Origin of the sequence: Ensifer adhaerens (assembly GCF_002940685.1) — a bacterium.
GTDB lineage: Bacteria > Pseudomonadota > Alphaproteobacteria > Rhizobiales > Rhizobiaceae > Ensifer > Ensifer adhaerens_E.
The window spans coordinates 383,133-396,513 of sequence record NZ_PNFP01000004.1 but is presented as its reverse complement, the minus strand read 5'-3'; the positions used below and the strand labels follow the sequence as shown (position 1 = coordinate 396,513).

Below are 13,381 nucleotides of genomic sequence, written 5' to 3'. Positions count from 1 at the left end.
GATGACGGAAAGAAGAGCGAGCGGGGCTCGCCCAAACCGTCTTGGGAGGACGGATCAGCTGGCCGACGAGAGGCAGGTCTTCAGCGAGGTGCCGATCCCTTCCATCATCTGGAAATAGAGATCGGGGCCGGCGTCGAGCGTGCCGGCTTCCGGATCGAGCGTGCCGGATTTCGCCGGCGTGCCCTCGATCACCACATTGATCAGCTTCGGCTCGAACTGCGGTTCGGCAAAGACGCAAGTTGCGCCCAGTTCCTTGATCTTGGCATGGATCTGCGACACCCGGTCCGCACCCGGCAGCACCTCGGGGCTGACGGTGATCGAACCGGCGACGCGCACCTTGTAGCGGTGCTCGAAATACTGGTAGGCGTCGTGGAAGACGACGAAGGGCTTGTCCTTGACCGGCGCCACGGTCTCCGTGAGCTTGGCATCGAGCGCGTCCAGGCGCTTGTTCAGCGCATCCAGATTGGCCTTGTAGGCGGTCGCATTGTCCGGATCGGCCGCGGCAAGCGTCTTTTCGATCTCGGCGGCCATCGCCTTGGCATTCATCGGGTCGAGCCACATGTGCAGGTCGGTATCGCCGTGGCCGTGATCGTGGCCCTCATGGCCGTGATCGTGCGCGGCTTCGCTCTCGGCATGCTTGTGACCCTCCTCGCCGTGCCCTTCATCGCCGTGGTCATGCGCCTCGAATGCGCCGCCCTCGCGGAATTTCAGCTTTTCGATGCCGGGCGCTTCGCTGAGTTCCACCACCGTGGCGCCGCTGGAGAGCGCGTCGAGCGGCTTGTCGAGAAAGGCCTCGAGGCCGGGGCCCACCCAGAAGACCACCTTTGCCGCCTGCAGGGCGGAGGCGTTGGAGGGCTTCATGTTGTAGGTGTGCGGGGAGGCCGCACCCTCGACGATCAGCGACGGTTCGCCCACACCCTGCATGATCGAGGCGACGAGGGAGTGGATCGGCTTGATCGAAACCACCACATTGGGGCTATCCGCCATAGCGGGTGCAGCAAAGAGCATGGTGGAGGCAAAAAGCAGGGCGGAAGTCGATTTCATCGGGTTCTCCGGGCTTGATTGGCGCGTCCGGCCACAGCGACCAGGCACGCTTTGGGCATGCAAAGCTTTCACTCCGACAGGCCGTTGATGACCTTGAAGTCGTCATGTAATGTTATTACATCAATTGCGTTATGCTATAACGTGTGCGATAGCCAGTGGCAACCATCCAATCCGGAATTTTTTCATGCTGAATTTCCGCTCCCCAGAAACGCTGCCGCTGGTCAATCTCAGCAATGCCGGCGTGCGCCGCAACGGCCGTTGGCTGGTGCGCGGCGTCGAGTTCTCGATCAGCCCGGGCGAGATCGTCACGCTGATCGGCCCGAACGGTTCAGGCAAGTCGACGACCGCGAAGACGGCGATCGGGGTGCTGAAAGCGGACGAGGGCCATGTCGAGCGCAAGCCGGGGCTCAAGGTCGGTTATGTGCCGCAGAAGCTTGCCGTCGACTGGACGCTACCCTTGACGGTCGAGCGGCTGATGACGCTGACCGGGCCGCTGAAGGGCCGGGAGATCGAAGAGGCGCTTTCTGCGACCGGCGTTCTGCATCTGGCCAAAGCCGAGGTGCAGCATCTCTCGGGCGGCGAGTTCCAGCGGGCACTTCTTGCCCGCGCGATTGCGCGCAAGCCGGATCTGCTGGTGCTCGACGAGCCGGTGCAGGGGGTGGATTTCAGCGGTGAGATCGCGCTCTACGAATTGATCAAGCAGATCCGCAACCGCACCGGCTGTGGCATCCTGCTCATCTCGCACGACCTGCATATCGTCATGGCCGAGACCGACACGGTCGTTTGTCTCAACGGCCATGTCTGCTGCCGCGGCACGCCGCAGGCGGTCAGCCAGAGCCCCGAATACCAGAAGCTCTTCGGCAGGCGGGCGGCGGGTACGCTTGCGGTCTACAGCCACCATCATGACCACACCCATCTGCCCGATGGACGGGTGCTGCATGCGGACGGTTCGATCACCGAACATTGCTATCCCGGCGACGGCCACCACCATGACGACGAGGAAAACGTGCACGACCATGGCGAGGATTGCGGCTGCGGCCATCACACCCGGTTGCATGGCTATGACGTGAAGGAGAAGGGCGATGCTTGACGATTTCTTCGTGCGCGCGCTGATCGCCGGCATCGGCATTGCGGTTATGGCTGGCCCGCTCGGCTGCTTCGTCATCTGGCGGCGCATGGCCTATTTCGGCGACACCATGGCGCATTCGGCCCTGCTCGGCGTCGCGCTGTCGCTGCTCTTCGAACTCAACCTGATGGTGAGCGTCTTCATCGTCGCGGCCGTCGTCTCGGTGCTGCTTCTTTTCCTGCAGCGGCGCGGGGCGCTTTCGACCGACGCGCTGCTCGGCATCCTCTCGCACTCGGCGCTGTCCTTCGGGCTCGTCATCGTCGCCTTCATGACCTGGGTGCGCATCGATCTCGTCGGCTTCCTCTTCGGCGACATTCTTGCCGTTTCCGAATCCGACATCGACATCATCTGGGGCGGCGGCATCCTCGTCATCTTCGCCATCGTCTATCTCTGGCGGCCGCTGCTCGCCTCCACCGTCAATCCGGAACTGGCCGAAGCCGAAGGGCTGAAGCCCGAGCGCACGCGGCTGTTCTTCATGCTGCTGATGGCGCTTGTCATCGCGATCGCCATGAAGATCGTCGGCATCCTCTTGATCACCTCGCTGCTGATCATCCCGGCCGCCACGGCCCGGCGCTTCTCGACGTCGCCTGAGGTGATGGCGGTGCTTGCCTCCGTCATCGGCGCGCTTGCGGTGACCGGTGGACTTTTCGGCTCGCTGCACTGGGATACGCCGTCGGGACCATCTATCGTCGTTGCGGCCGTTGGGCTTTTCGTTCTCAGTCTGCTACCGATCGGACGCCGCCCGATCGAGGCAGCGCATCATTCCACGCCTGGAGGGCATCACTGATGGCTACGCCGCAACTGACCAAGAACCAGACGCTGGTGATGGATGCGCTCAGCCATTCAGAAGGGCCTATGAGCGCCTATACCATTCTCGACAAGCTGCGCGACCATGGCTTTCGCGCGCCGCTGCAGGTCTACCGGGCGCTCGACAAGCTGCAGGAATACGGCATGGTGCACCGGCTGGAGAGCCTCAACGCCTTCGTCGCCTGCACCTGCCCGCATGACCACGAGCACGATCATGGCGTCACCGCCTTCACCATCTGCGAAGGCTGCGGCCAGGTGACGGAGTTTCATGACGAGGCGATCGAGCAGCGGCTTTCGACCCTGACGCGGGCGCAGAACTTCAAGACCGAGAAGACGACGATCGAGATCCGCGGCCATTGCCAGAGCTGCGCGTAAAGGCGACTCCGCCGGGGCGGGCGGAGATCCTTCCTCAGGAAGCAGTGCTCAGTCGTCGAGTCGGCTGAGGTCGGCGGCGTAGCGCCGCCAGTTCTTGACGTAATGCGCTGCCGAGCGCTTCAGGCCCTCCACCGCCGCATCGTCGAGCGTGCGGATCGCCTTGGCCGGCGCGCCGACGATCAGCGAATTGTCCGGGAATTCCTTGCCTTCGGTGACCAGCGCATTGGCGCCGACCAGGCAGTTGCGGCCGATCCTGGCGCCGTTGAGCACGGTCGCGCCCATGCCGATCAGCGAGTTTTCGCCGATGGTGCAGCCGTGGATGATGGCGCTGTGGCCGATGGTGCAGCCTTCGCCGATCGTCACCGGGAAGCCCGGGTCGACATGGATGACGACGTTTTCCTGGATGTTGGTGCGGGCGCCGAGCCGGATCGGCTCGTTGTCGCCGCGCAGCGTCACGCCGAACCAGATTCCGACTTCGTCGCCGATCTCGACCTGGCCGATGACATTGGCGTCCGGCGCTACCCAATAGCTACCCTTCGGCGGCGTCTGTGGGCGAAGTGATCCGAGGGCGTAAAGCGGCATCCATTCTGTCCTTTTCCTAACATGGCCGATCGGGGCCGGGCGGCAGGCGGCGGGCCGCCTGCCGAAACTGAGCCGCTTAGACGACTGTCACGGCAAGGGCTGCAACGCCGTCGACGCCGCAGGTGACCTCGTCGCCGCGCGCGACCGGGCCGACGCCCGAGGGCGTGCCGGTCATGATGATGTCGCCCGGCGCCAGCGTGAAGAGCTTCGAGAGCTCGGCAATCACTTCCGGCACCTTCCAGATCATCTGGTCGAGATCGCCCTGCTGGCGCAGTTCGCCGTTGACCTTCAGCCAGATGTTGCCATTGACCGGATGGCCGATGGTTTCTGCCGATGCGATCGCCGAAACCGGGGCCGAATGTTCGAACGCCTTGGCGGCGGCCCAGGGTTTGCCAGCCTTCTTTGCCTCGGCCTGCAGGTCGCGGCGGGTGAAATCGATGCCGACGGCATAGCCATAGACGCATTCCAGCGCGTCCTCGACGGCGATGTCGCTGCCACCGCGCTTCAGCGCCACGACGAGTTCGACCTCATGGTGAACGTCGGTGGTCAATGGCGGATAGGGGAAGGTGTTGCCGGCGGCGAGCAGATTGTCCGGATTCTTCTGGAAGAAGAACGGCGGCTCGCGGTTGGGGTCGTGGCCCATTTCGATCGCATGGGCGGCATAGTTGCGGCCGACGCAATAGACCCGGCGGACCGGAAATCCGACGAGGCTGCCGGAAATCGGCAGCAGCACGGGAAGCGGAGGAGGGATGATGGTTTCCATGATCGTCCGGTCTTGGGGCGCCGCCTGTCTTGACCGACAGGAGAACCGCGTTTGATGGGCGCTCGCCCGTCGACCGATTTCGGTGTCAGGCGGGGCAGGAGAGAATCCGGACGTTACTGCATAAATCCGCGAACCGGAATCGATCCGTAGAAAAATATAGGAAGGATTGGGGAAGACTGTTCCGGCTGGAGCGCGCCCGGATGGGCGCGCGCGATCACGGCATCCGAAGGGATGCCATCATCGGCAAACTTAGGCGCACTGCGCGTAGGCCTGAAGCTGGTCTCGGGTCAGGAACCGACCGTCCGAACGCGAGTTGAGTTCGGGATGGCTGTATTCGAGGCTTGGGACCTGGGGAAGCTCAAGGGCCTGGCGCACGGTCATGATGCCGAGATCACGACGGCCACCTTCACGCTTCACGGTGACTTCAACGATGCGATAGAGATTGCTCTCGCTCATATGTTCTCTCCCGTATATCGTTTTTCTTGAATTCCCTTGCGGGGATTAAGGCGCTCCGAAATTGGTTTTTGTGAGGCACCTCAGAATATAGTAGAAAGAAATGAATGCTTCACGACAGAAATCGGGCCATTTCTGGAAAAATCACCCGAGATTGGGCAGTAATGTGCTGAAATGATGCGTTTTCCGGGCGAATGCCCGGAGGCTGAACAATCGCATGCGGCCGTCAGGGGCCGTTGCTTCAATCAAAAAAACCACGGTGTCGCTTGCCCCGTGGCAAGCGCTTGCCGCGCTCCTGCGGCAGCTACGGTCGAGCGCCGGCTGGCGCGTTAGTGTGTATGCAGCTCGGCTTCTTCGGCGGCCGAGATGAACAGCGATCGGGCTTCCTCGGCGGTGCGACGGCCGTCGATGGCGGCGCGGCAGGCACTGCGGGCGGCGACATAGAATGGTCCGCGGTGAGGCCAGTGGTCTGCAAGGCAGGCGAGGGCGTCTGAGGGGCCTTTGACGGTACGGCAATCGCCGCTCACGAAGTCGAGTTCGATCGGCTGTTTCCAGACTAATTGCATGCGTCTCCTCCTCGAGATCATCTCAATGAACATCGGCATTGCGACTGCCGGCCTCTGGCTCCTCTCGAGAACGTCGACAGTCGATCTTGCTAATGTAACGCAGGAGTTCGCTTTTGTAAGCAGATTTTCGGATTCGATAGGGCAGGTTGCAAGCGCGGGCAGCCGCGCCGCCTCGTGCAAGCACCGCGATCGTTTGCTATCGCGGCATGTTGCGCCGCAATCGCTCGGCGAAGGCGCGACCGGCAATGAGCAGGCGCCCCTCGCTCGTATTGCCTGCGAGATAATCGTCGATCAGCATCCGGGCATGGCGCCGCGCCGGCTCGCCGTCGCGTGCCCAGCCCTGCTCGATGCAAAGCGTATCAAAGACACGCTGCAGCCTGGCCATGTCCGTCTTCGACAGTGCCAGGCATTGTGTTGCACGCAATGGGGCCACCCGTCCCTCCCGCAAGGTCGCATTCCCGCGGCCACTATGACAGAACGCGGAGGAATTGAACCCCTCGGGAATGAGGGGGCAGAGAGGTTCCGATGCGGTCGGGATTTTCCGCTTGGCCCGCTTAGGCCGCGGGCACGACGCGGTCGACCTTGGTGCGGCGGCCGCCTTCCTCGATGCGGTAGTAGTCGGGGCCGATCTGGGCATATTGGTCGCAGCGCCGGCCGCCATCCTCGAAGGTGATGCAGACTTCGTCGCCAGTGATCGTGTAGCTGCCGCCGTCGCGCACCTCGTAGTCGCGATAGCCATAGCGGCCGTCGGCGTAGAAGGTGGAATTGACGCCGTTCAGGTTGTACCGCAGCGTCTTGCCGACGAGGAAGGCCTGGAGCGCGTCGCCCGAGAGCGTCGGCACGGAAGGGGCGGCCGGTCTGGGCTTTGCGATTTCGGGCGCCTCCAACTCCATCGATTGGCACCCGGCCAATAGAAGCGTGAGCAGTGCCACGATCGCGCGTTTCATGCCGTCCGTCCTTATTCCTGTGATCGGTAACGATACAGGAACGCTGCCCTAGTCCTGTCCGCGAGCGTCGTCAACCCCGAGCGGGGCGCAGCCGCGCGACGAAGACAAGCCCAATGTTCGCCTTCGCCCCACCGGCGAGTGCGCGTCCCGCGTGGTCCCGACAGCTCCTGTCGCTCAGAAAAGCGCGCTGCCAACCGATGCTGCCACCGTGGCGGCCAGCGCCAACAGCAGGAATGCGGCGCCGATGACGGTCGCTATTGTTCGCCGGCGCCGTGCGCCGCTCCAATCGTAGCTCATGTTTCGCTCCGACGAGGATCATCTCGATGCGGAACAATCGACGAATTTCGTTAACAAGATGGAAACCATGGCCGGCGGAGCGGGCGGCCGGCGAGGGGGCATTTCGGCAAGCCGTCCCGTCGCCGCCTTGGTGGGGATGCCGTCAGCCGCGTATCGCGAGCAGTTCAGGTTGAGACACGAGGACCGATTCGGGTGCCGGTGGCTGGCATCCGGAAAGCGCTGGCGCGGCAGGCCGGAGATAAAGGCATTTCAGCATTCCGTGTCCCTCCTGTGTCTTGTCGTGCAGGTTGTAGGTGGCGAGCCGGAAGCCTGCAAGATCAACTTCCAGGCAAGTCGCCCCGGTTGCACTGATCGTTGTGACGCGGTGCGATCCGTGATAGCCGGTCAGAAAAGCGATACGAATCCCGGTGATGCGCTTTGTCGCGTTGCCGTTGATTTCGGAGAGTTTTCTGTAATTCAGGTGTTCAGGCGCGATAGGCTGGCCAAGCGGCGGTCGCTTTGGGCCTGCACACGCAAAGATGGAAGGACACAGGACGTTTGCCATGCGCTGCCTGGTGATCAATCTCGACCGTTCCCCCGAGCGACTGACCCACATCGGAAGCCAATTTTCCATTCTCGGCCTGAATTTCGAGCGCGTCGCAGCGGTCGACGGGCGAGAGCTCGATGATGCCGTGCTGACAATGCAGCCGGCGTCGAAGCAGTGGAAGAGGATGAACAAGGCGGAGATCGCCTGCTTCATGAGCCATCGGAAGTGCTGGGCGATCATCGCGGAAGGCAGCGATGCCTATGGCGCAGTGATCGAGGACGACGTCTTCTTTTCGCCGGGCGCCGCCCATGCGCTCTCGTCAGCGGCTTGGATCCCGGCGGAGGTGGGGCTGCTGAAGATCGAAACCTTCCGGCAAAAGGTCTTTCTCAGCCGTGCCCGTGTGCTTGCCGATGCCGGGCGCTCGATCCACGGATTGAGGGGCTGCCACGTCGGCACGGGCGGCTACGTCATTTCTCAGGGCTATGCAAAGCGACTGCTCGAGCTCTCGCAAGATGCGTTTCCATGCCCTGTCGATCATTTCATGTTCGACGATGAAGTGCCGCGGCCGGACGACTGCCGCATTCATCAGCTCTATCCGGCCGTCTGTATCCAGGGCGTGCTGCTCGACAGCGCCGATCCCGCGCATGGAAGCACGATCCGCAAGGCGGTCGACGCCACGGTTCGCGTCAAGCCAAAACTCAAGGTGCACCAGAAGCTCTGGCGCGAGTGCAAGCGGCTGTCATTGCAGGCAGCGGCGCTGCCGCCGTTTCTCTTCCGCTGCATTCGTTACCGCTGGACGGCCGTGCCCTTCGGGTAAATCGGACGCTGCCCATTGCGGCAGGGTCGACACGCATTTGCACAGCGAGGTCTCGGGACGAAAGCCGGGCAGGGCGATCTCGCCCGAGCCCGGCCTTTCAGGCGCCCTCAATTGTCACGCGTTCAGAATTTCATGCATCGGACTGCCGGCCGGAACGCCACTTGGCTTCAGGCGGGAATTGCACAGATGAAGAAAAGAGGAACGCCTGGTCGCCAGGTCAAGAACGGAAAGCCCGGGCTCGTACAGCAAACCCGTGCATTCGAAATGCAAGTTGTAAAAGCTATCGATGCTGGACGCATGGTTCGTCAGCTCGAACTCGCGCACATAATGCGTCAGAAGTTGCGGGCCGATGACGCCCCACGCCTGATCTGCGACGTGGACCGGGAAGCCGAGCTTTTTCCGCAGTGCCATCTTGTTTCTTTTGCGGCGGGGTAGCCACGGCGGAATGAAATGCAGGTCCTCGGACGCTTCCAGAATCTTTTGCAGCAAACGACTTCCGGATGGAATCTTGAGGACCGCATTGCAAATCAGCTTGGAGCTTTCCCAGCCGAAAACATAGTCATTCTCTTCAAAAGGTTTCAGGCAATACACGTCGCAATCAACGTAGAGTCCCATGTTCTCCCGTTGGATGCGATAGCGATAGATATCTGATGCGAAAGCCAACCTGTTGGTTTTTCGGAAAGCGTCGACTTCCGGCAAGGACATCAGTTTGCTTGCATCGAACAATTTCACGCCTTCAGGTGCATCTTCCGGCATACCAAACGAATGCAGCACCACGTCATAACCATTGCGCAAGAATGATCGCAAACAGGCGGCATGAACTGGACCAAGCTGCTTGCCGATCCAAACCGTGTTGACAATATTCGACATCAATCCCTCATTGCAGCGATCCGCTCTAACTAAACAAAAATTGTGGTTTGTAAACGAGTTAGAGGGGAGGCCGTGTCGCCATTCCTGCTCCTGCTCCTGCTCCTGCTCCTGCTCCTGCTCCTGCTCCTGCTCCTGCTCCGGCGCCATCGCCTGATCGGCCGCACGGCACCAGATGTCGACCGATCGCGTCGGCGAGCTGCCGATACAGCGGCAATCTGGCTGCGAGACTGTCCTGGAAATCTCTGCAACCGAGCGCGCAAACAGGTCATAGTGGCCTCGGAAGGTCGCGCGGAGCATTCTTAAAGTAAAATCGATTTAGCGGCAGTCCTTATGTAGCAATCGTGTGACAGTTTATGTTTTATGTAATATGCTTTCAGTACTGCATCAGCAATTTCCTGGATCTGATTTTGGTCGGGTCGGGAAGCAAAATCAAAATGCGGCGTTGCATGTAATTATCATTTTCCATGGGTAGTAGTCGCCAGTTGACGGCATGAATTCATTTGCTTTTCTTATTCTTATGGAGGGAGAGGGGTAATGAGGTGCGCTTCCGTTTTCTTTGCGATCCCATTTTTCACGCTCTCTTATTCAGCGTGCTCAGCGGACGACACGCCGCCACAGGATTTACATCCACCGCCGGCCCTTACGAGCGATGTCACCGTCAACGGCAAATTCCGGTTCGGATCCGATGCGGAGACATACGCCAACGGAACCTGGATCAACCACTGGGTCTGCAACATGGACGACGAGGGCCTGGTCTTCGTCTGGGAGAAGGCGAGACTGAGCCGCCCGACCGGCAATCCGTTGCCGAAAGGGTGCCAGGATGATCCGCATCCGGTGGGAAAGGTTGCTGAACAGCCGGATTACGATGCGCCGATCCGCTACACCCAGAGCGGGCGGAACCGCTCCGCCGCCATCTATGTGCCGGATACGACGGCATCGCCGACATCCGGCGGCGGCGCGCAACAGGCTCAGCCGGCGACGGACCCGAACGTGAACCCAGGCACGGGGACGGAAAACAAGGGGGATGGGGCGCAGGGGAAAATCAACGGAAACTCGAGGTTCAGGACAATCTTCCTGAACAGTGACAACATCCCGACGCCAATCGACGTCAATCTCGATCTAAGCGTCGAGAATGACACGCTGAACGTCAACCTGAAGGTGGAGCCATCCTATCTGAAGGTTGCATTGGGCTCCATGGGGTGGGTTCAGTCGGGCGATTTTGTCGCCAATGTCGAGGCGATCTACTCCGCGGCAAAAGAGAAAGATCTGGAAGTCCTGGTAACGGAGCCGACAAAGGTGCTGGGCAGCGAAGACATCGCTTGGATCCCCAACGTCTCCAAGACCGAGTCGCTTCTCCTGCTTTCCACGGGCAAGGAAGTGTTTTCGAGCGAGATCGGGCTTGGCCTCAAGGCGGGAATAGGCGCAACGATGCATCTGCGAACCGCGACCCTGTTCATCCTGGATGGCGACAATGGGCTGATCGGCACGGGCGCCTATTCGGCGTTGACGCCGGAGTGATGGGGGAAGTCGTATGTGGTCCTTCATAACGGAGAACAAATTCGTTGAGGGCATGGCCGTGATTGCTGCCGTCGTCGGCCTATTCTTCTCGGCGCCGCTCGGAATGGAAGGATACTTCCAATACGGTCTCGGTGTCGTCGCCGCATTCCTGGGAATATTGGTCGCGAACCGCATTTACGACAAGTACAATAGCGGGGTCATCGTGGCTGTCATCCTCGCATGCATTCTCCTGTCGGGCTTTTTCTATCTTTATCTCTTCTACAATATTGACACTCCCGGTTTACCGATTCAGATCCTGGAAGGTTTCCTGTTTACGCTGTTTGTCGGCGCATTCTTCTGCGCGGCGCGTTTGGTGGATCGGTCGTTCGCTCCCTGATGCGACGCGGCTGATGCCCCGGCGGCGGGCGGTATCGCCGAACGGCGCATCGGTGACGCCGGTGCTCTACGATGGCGATTTGGTGCGACAGTTGACGTACTTTTGTCTAGAAAAAATAAGAAACGCCGTTAAACGCTAGAAACTGGTACGACGAGAAAGCGCTCACAATGCCCAGCAATCCGGGAAAACTCTACGATTTCAAAGGCAAGGTTTTCGCCGTTGCACCGATGATCGATTGGACGGACAGGCATTATCGCTTCTTCGCCCGGCAATTGTCGCAGCATGCGCTGCTCTATACCGAGATGATCGTCGCCGAGGCGATCCTGAGGGGTGACCGGCAGCGGCTGCTCGGATTCGATGGCTGCGAACATCCGGTAACGCTGCAGCTCGGCGGTAATGATCCGGCGAAGATGGCTGAAGCAGCGCGGATCGCCGAGGCGTTCGGCTACGACGAGATCAACATGAATGTAGGCTGCCCGTCGGACCGGGTGCAGTCCGGCACTTTCGGCGCGTGCCTGATGCAGGAACCGGGAACGGTTGCCGCCTGCGTTGCGGCGATGAAGGCGGCGGTGACGATCCCGGTGACGGTCAAATGCCGCATCGGCGTCGACGATCAGGATCCTGAAGTGGCGCTGAGGACGCTGGTGTCGCAGGTGGTGGATGCCGGCACGGACGCCGTCTGGGTGCATGCGCGCAAGGCCTGGCTTCAGGGCCTGAGCCCGCGGGAGAACCGCGAGATCCCGCCGCTCGACTATGGCCTCGTGCATCGGCTGAAACAGGAAAATCCCAATCTTTTCATCGGCATCAATGGCGGCCTTCAAAGCTTGAATCAGGCGCTTGAACAGCTGCAGCATCTGGACGGTGTGATGCTTGGGCGCGCCGCCTATCACGACAGCGCCATGCTGACGGCGGCTGATCGCCATTTCCCGCATCCGCTGACCGGCGCCAAGCCTGTCGTCGAAGACGATGCCATCTTCTCCGAGCGCGGCCATCGCCTCGATCTCGATTTCTGGGCCGGTGTCCGCGACGCGATGGCCGACTACGCCGCCGCGCATATCGAGAGTGGCGGTCGTCTGATCCACGTGACCCGGCATATGGTCGGGCTGTTCCAGGGCTGGGCGGGTGCGCGCCGCTATCGCCAGATCCTGTCTTCCGATGCGACCCGCCAGGGTGCTGGGCCGGACGTGATCCATGCGGCCTTCGACGCGGTGTTCGAGGCGACGGCGGCCAAGCAGGCGGCGGAATAGCTCGCCGAGGAAGACGGCCTAGGCTCAACCCGAGCAAACGTTGCTCCCGGACGTCCGACTTCATTCCTGTGCTCGTCACAGGAAACCAGCAGCGGGCCGGGTCGGCGGCGCGGAGGGCTCTTTGCCTATCGCGGCAACTAAGGCGCGACAGCGGGCGCATTTATCGCCGTGCCGATGCTCCGCGGATGGATGCCCGTGACTGGCATGGACACGGGGAGGGTGCGGAGAAATGATCCCCCAAACGAAAACGGCGCCCCTTGCGGAGCGCCGTTTCCAAATGAATGTCCGACTGGACGATCCGGCTTAGGCAGCCTGGATGTTGACGGCCTTCGGGCCCTTGCCCATGCGATCCGGCTCGGTGTCGAAGGTGACCTGCTGGCCATCCTTGAGGGTCGCGAGGCCAGCGGCCTGAACGGCGGAGATGTGTACGAACACGTCCTTCGCGCCGCCATCCGGCGTGATGAAGCCGAAGCCCTTGTCCTGGTTGAAGAATTTTACGGTGCCCTTAGTGGCCATGGAAGAAGTCCTTTTCCTTCAGTCAATTTGCGTTGCCCGCGCCCCCTGGGGGATGTGGGCATCTCGTCTTCCGCTTGCAAGCGGAAAGGCGTCGAGTGGTCACGATTCGGGGAAAAGACGTCTACGGTGCCGCTGCCGGCGGTCCCAGCACGAGGCCGGGCGCAGTTGAAAGTCCAGTCTCCGGGATAGAAATCGCCCGAACGGCGCAAGGAGTGACAGGATTTGCAGAAAAAGGCAAGCGCCTTGTGGGCCGCGCCGAGGCGTGCGGTCTCTGCCTTTGCAAGGCTTTGACCGGTTCTCGACGCGCGGCTGGGCAGCGGGCGGAAAAATCGGGGACTGTCCTTTTCTCGACACAATTTCGTCCCGACCACGACCGAACGTGCGCGCCGCCGACGGCCGTTCGCACGTCGGGGTGGAAGGTCTTCGCTTCGCCAGGCCGCTGCCGAAGGCTTCCGCTTCCAGGGATAAAGCTTGCGCATATCAGGGATAACGCGCAGGTTTTACCGAAGGTTGGTTCCGTCTTCGGCCGCGATGGCTTAGCGATGCGCTGC

The 13,381-nt window shown here is 61.3% G+C and carries 18 protein-coding genes; 7 read left to right on the top strand and 11 right to left on the bottom strand.

All coding sequences use genetic code 11. The features are described from left to right. Positions 1 to 54: 54 nt before the first annotated feature. Positions 55 to 1,044 carry a zinc ABC transporter substrate-binding protein ZnuA gene (gene znuA / locus C1A35_RS10470; RefSeq protein ID WP_104664255.1) on the bottom strand — a complete coding sequence of 330 codons (990 nt, stop codon included), beginning with the start codon at positions 1,042 to 1,044 and terminating at the stop codon, positions 55 to 57. 184 nt (positions 1,045 to 1,228) lie between these two features. Between znuA and C1A35_RS10465 the strand changes: the two genes are divergently transcribed. The 3 genes from C1A35_RS10465 to C1A35_RS10455 are packed head-to-tail and all read left to right on the top strand — an operon-like array spanning position 1,229 to position 3,352. Continuing rightward, positions 1,229 to 2,134: an ATP-binding cassette domain-containing protein gene (locus C1A35_RS10465; protein WP_104664254.1), complete on the top strand. Its 906-nt coding sequence runs from the start codon at positions 1,229 to 1,231 to the stop codon at positions 2,132 to 2,134. Further along, a complete protein-coding gene (znuB, locus tag C1A35_RS10460) occupies positions 2,127 to 2,957 on the top strand; it encodes a zinc ABC transporter permease subunit ZnuB (RefSeq protein WP_104664253.1) in 831 nt (276 codons plus the stop codon). Before C1A35_RS10465 ends, znuB begins: the two co-directional genes overlap by 8 nt. Next, positions 2,957 to 3,352, top strand: a complete 396-nt coding sequence (locus C1A35_RS10455; protein WP_104664252.1) for a Fur family transcriptional regulator — start codon at positions 2,957 to 2,959, stop codon at positions 3,350 to 3,352. Before znuB ends, C1A35_RS10455 begins: the two co-directional genes overlap by 1 nt. 48 nt (positions 3,353 to 3,400) lie before the next feature. Here C1A35_RS10455 and C1A35_RS10450 read toward each other — a convergent pair whose 3' ends face one another. From C1A35_RS10450 to C1A35_RS35880, 8 genes are all read right to left on the bottom strand, one after another. Then, complete coding sequence (locus tag C1A35_RS10450; protein WP_104664251.1) at positions 3,401 to 3,934, bottom strand: gamma carbonic anhydrase family protein; 534 nt, start codon at positions 3,932 to 3,934, stop codon at positions 3,401 to 3,403. A gap of 76 nt (positions 3,935 to 4,010) precedes the next feature. Continuing rightward, the gene (locus tag C1A35_RS10445; RefSeq protein ID WP_104664250.1) at positions 4,011 to 4,697 is read right to left on the bottom strand and encodes a fumarylacetoacetate hydrolase family protein; all 687 of its coding nucleotides are present in this window, start codon (positions 4,695 to 4,697) and stop codon (positions 4,011 to 4,013) included. Between the two features lie 249 nt (positions 4,698 to 4,946). Continuing rightward, positions 4,947 to 5,153, bottom strand: a complete 207-nt coding sequence (locus tag C1A35_RS10440; RefSeq protein WP_043625188.1) for a hypothetical protein — start codon at positions 5,151 to 5,153, stop codon at positions 4,947 to 4,949. 326 nt (positions 5,154 to 5,479) lie between these two features. Further along, positions 5,480 to 5,716 (bottom strand): DUF982 domain-containing protein, encoded by a 237-nt coding sequence (locus tag C1A35_RS10435; RefSeq protein WP_104664249.1) that lies wholly within the window; start codon positions 5,714 to 5,716, stop codon positions 5,480 to 5,482. Positions 5,717 to 5,912: 196 nt separating this feature from the next. Further along, positions 5,913 to 6,101: a hypothetical protein gene (locus C1A35_RS10430; RefSeq protein WP_104664248.1), complete on the bottom strand. Its 189-nt coding sequence runs from the start codon at positions 6,099 to 6,101 to the stop codon at positions 5,913 to 5,915. Positions 6,102 to 6,270: 169 nt separating this feature from the next. Beyond that, a complete protein-coding gene (locus tag C1A35_RS10425; RefSeq protein ID WP_104664247.1) occupies positions 6,271 to 6,663 on the bottom strand; it encodes a hypothetical protein in 393 nt (130 codons plus the stop codon). Between the two features lie 174 nt (positions 6,664 to 6,837). Further along, on the bottom strand, positions 6,838 to 6,960 hold the full coding sequence (locus tag C1A35_RS37090) for a hypothetical protein (protein WP_272939259.1): 123 nt from the start codon (positions 6,958 to 6,960) through the stop codon (positions 6,838 to 6,840). A 142-nt stretch (positions 6,961 to 7,102) separates the two neighbouring features. Next, the gene (locus C1A35_RS35880) at positions 7,103 to 7,504 is read right to left on the bottom strand and encodes a hypothetical protein (protein WP_158665041.1); all 402 of its coding nucleotides are present in this window, start codon (positions 7,502 to 7,504) and stop codon (positions 7,103 to 7,105) included. On the opposite strand from C1A35_RS35880, the gene C1A35_RS10420 reads away from it, so the two are divergent. After that, positions 7,503 to 8,303 (top strand): glycosyltransferase family 25 protein, encoded by an 801-nt coding sequence (locus C1A35_RS10420; RefSeq protein ID WP_158665040.1) that lies wholly within the window; start codon positions 7,503 to 7,505, stop codon positions 8,301 to 8,303. The genes C1A35_RS35880 and C1A35_RS10420 overlap by 2 nt on opposite strands. Before the next feature lie 114 nt (positions 8,304 to 8,417). Here the strand turns inward: C1A35_RS10420 and C1A35_RS10415 are convergent, their stop codons facing one another. Continuing rightward, complete coding sequence (locus tag C1A35_RS10415) at positions 8,418 to 9,470, bottom strand: hypothetical protein (protein WP_158665039.1); 1,053 nt, start codon at positions 9,468 to 9,470, stop codon at positions 8,418 to 8,420. A 438-nt stretch (positions 9,471 to 9,908) separates the two neighbouring features. On the opposite strand from C1A35_RS10415, the gene C1A35_RS10405 reads away from it, so the two are divergent. The 3 genes from C1A35_RS10405 to dusA all read left to right on the top strand — a co-directional run bounded on the left by C1A35_RS10405 (position 9,909) and on the right by dusA (position 12,314). After that, positions 9,909 to 10,691, top strand: a complete 783-nt coding sequence (locus C1A35_RS10405) for a hypothetical protein (RefSeq protein ID WP_158665038.1) — start codon at positions 9,909 to 9,911, stop codon at positions 10,689 to 10,691. Positions 10,692 to 10,704: 13 nt separating this feature from the next. Next, a complete protein-coding gene (locus tag C1A35_RS10400; RefSeq protein ID WP_104664242.1) occupies positions 10,705 to 11,067 on the top strand; it encodes a hypothetical protein in 363 nt (120 codons plus the stop codon). A gap of 167 nt (positions 11,068 to 11,234) precedes the next feature. Next, on the top strand, positions 11,235 to 12,314 hold the full coding sequence (dusA, locus tag C1A35_RS10395) for a tRNA dihydrouridine(20/20a) synthase DusA (RefSeq protein ID WP_104664241.1): 1,080 nt from the start codon (positions 11,235 to 11,237) through the stop codon (positions 12,312 to 12,314). A 303-nt stretch (positions 12,315 to 12,617) separates the two neighbouring features. Here dusA and C1A35_RS10390 read toward each other — a convergent pair whose 3' ends face one another. Then, positions 12,618 to 12,830 (bottom strand): cold-shock protein, encoded by a 213-nt coding sequence (locus C1A35_RS10390; protein WP_065774817.1) that lies wholly within the window; start codon positions 12,828 to 12,830, stop codon positions 12,618 to 12,620. Positions 12,831 to 13,381: the final 551 nt, after the last annotated feature.

What these genes read in the sequence shown, in the direction of transcription:
- C1A35_RS10420 (WP_158665040.1), top strand. Translation starts at nt 7,503, where the DNA reads ATGCGCTGCCTGGTGATCAATCTCGACCGTTCCCCCGAGCGACTGACC.
- dusA (WP_104664241.1), top strand. Translation starts at nt 11,235, where the DNA reads ATGCCCAGCAATCCGGGAAAACTCTACGATTTCAAAGGCAAGGTTTTC.
- C1A35_RS10445 (WP_104664250.1), bottom strand. Translation starts at nt 4,697, where the DNA reads ATGGAAACCATCATCCCTCCTCCGCTTCCCGTGCTGCTGCCGATTTCC.
- C1A35_RS10435 (WP_104664249.1), bottom strand. Translation starts at nt 5,716, where the DNA reads ATGCAATTAGTCTGGAAACAGCCGATCGAACTCGACTTCGTGAGCGGC.
- C1A35_RS10390 (WP_065774817.1), bottom strand. Translation starts at nt 12,830, where the DNA reads ATGGCCACTAAGGGCACCGTAAAATTCTTCAACCAGGACAAGGGCTTC.
- C1A35_RS10425 (WP_104664247.1), bottom strand. Translation starts at nt 6,663, where the DNA reads ATGAAACGCGCGATCGTGGCACTGCTCACGCTTCTATTGGCCGGGTGC.
- C1A35_RS35880 (WP_158665041.1), bottom strand. Translation starts at nt 7,504, where the DNA reads ATGGCAAACGTCCTGTGTCCTTCCATCTTTGCGTGTGCAGGCCCAAAG.
- znuB (WP_104664253.1), top strand. Translation starts at nt 2,127, where the DNA reads ATGCTTGACGATTTCTTCGTGCGCGCGCTGATCGCCGGCATCGGCATT.
- C1A35_RS10450 (WP_104664251.1), bottom strand. Translation starts at nt 3,934, where the DNA reads ATGCCGCTTTACGCCCTCGGATCACTTCGCCCACAGACGCCGCCGAAG.
- C1A35_RS10455 (WP_104664252.1), top strand. Translation starts at nt 2,957, where the DNA reads ATGGCTACGCCGCAACTGACCAAGAACCAGACGCTGGTGATGGATGCG.
- znuA (WP_104664255.1), bottom strand. Translation starts at nt 1,044, where the DNA reads ATGAAATCGACTTCCGCCCTGCTTTTTGCCTCCACCATGCTCTTTGCT.
- C1A35_RS10430 (WP_104664248.1), bottom strand. Translation starts at nt 6,101, where the DNA reads ATGGCCAGGCTGCAGCGTGTCTTTGATACGCTTTGCATCGAGCAGGGC.
- C1A35_RS10405 (WP_158665038.1), top strand. Translation starts at nt 9,909, where the DNA reads ATGGACGACGAGGGCCTGGTCTTCGTCTGGGAGAAGGCGAGACTGAGC.
- C1A35_RS10440 (WP_043625188.1), bottom strand. Translation starts at nt 5,153, where the DNA reads ATGAGCGAGAGCAATCTCTATCGCATCGTTGAAGTCACCGTGAAGCGT.
- C1A35_RS10400 (WP_104664242.1), top strand. Translation starts at nt 10,705, where the DNA reads ATGTGGTCCTTCATAACGGAGAACAAATTCGTTGAGGGCATGGCCGTG.
- C1A35_RS37090 (WP_272939259.1), bottom strand. Translation starts at nt 6,960, where the DNA reads ATGAGCTACGATTGGAGCGGCGCACGGCGCCGGCGAACAATAGCGACC.
- C1A35_RS10465 (WP_104664254.1), top strand. Translation starts at nt 1,229, where the DNA reads ATGCTGAATTTCCGCTCCCCAGAAACGCTGCCGCTGGTCAATCTCAGC.
- C1A35_RS10415 (WP_158665039.1), bottom strand. Translation starts at nt 9,470, where the DNA reads ATGCTCCGCGCGACCTTCCGAGGCCACTATGACCTGTTTGCGCGCTCG.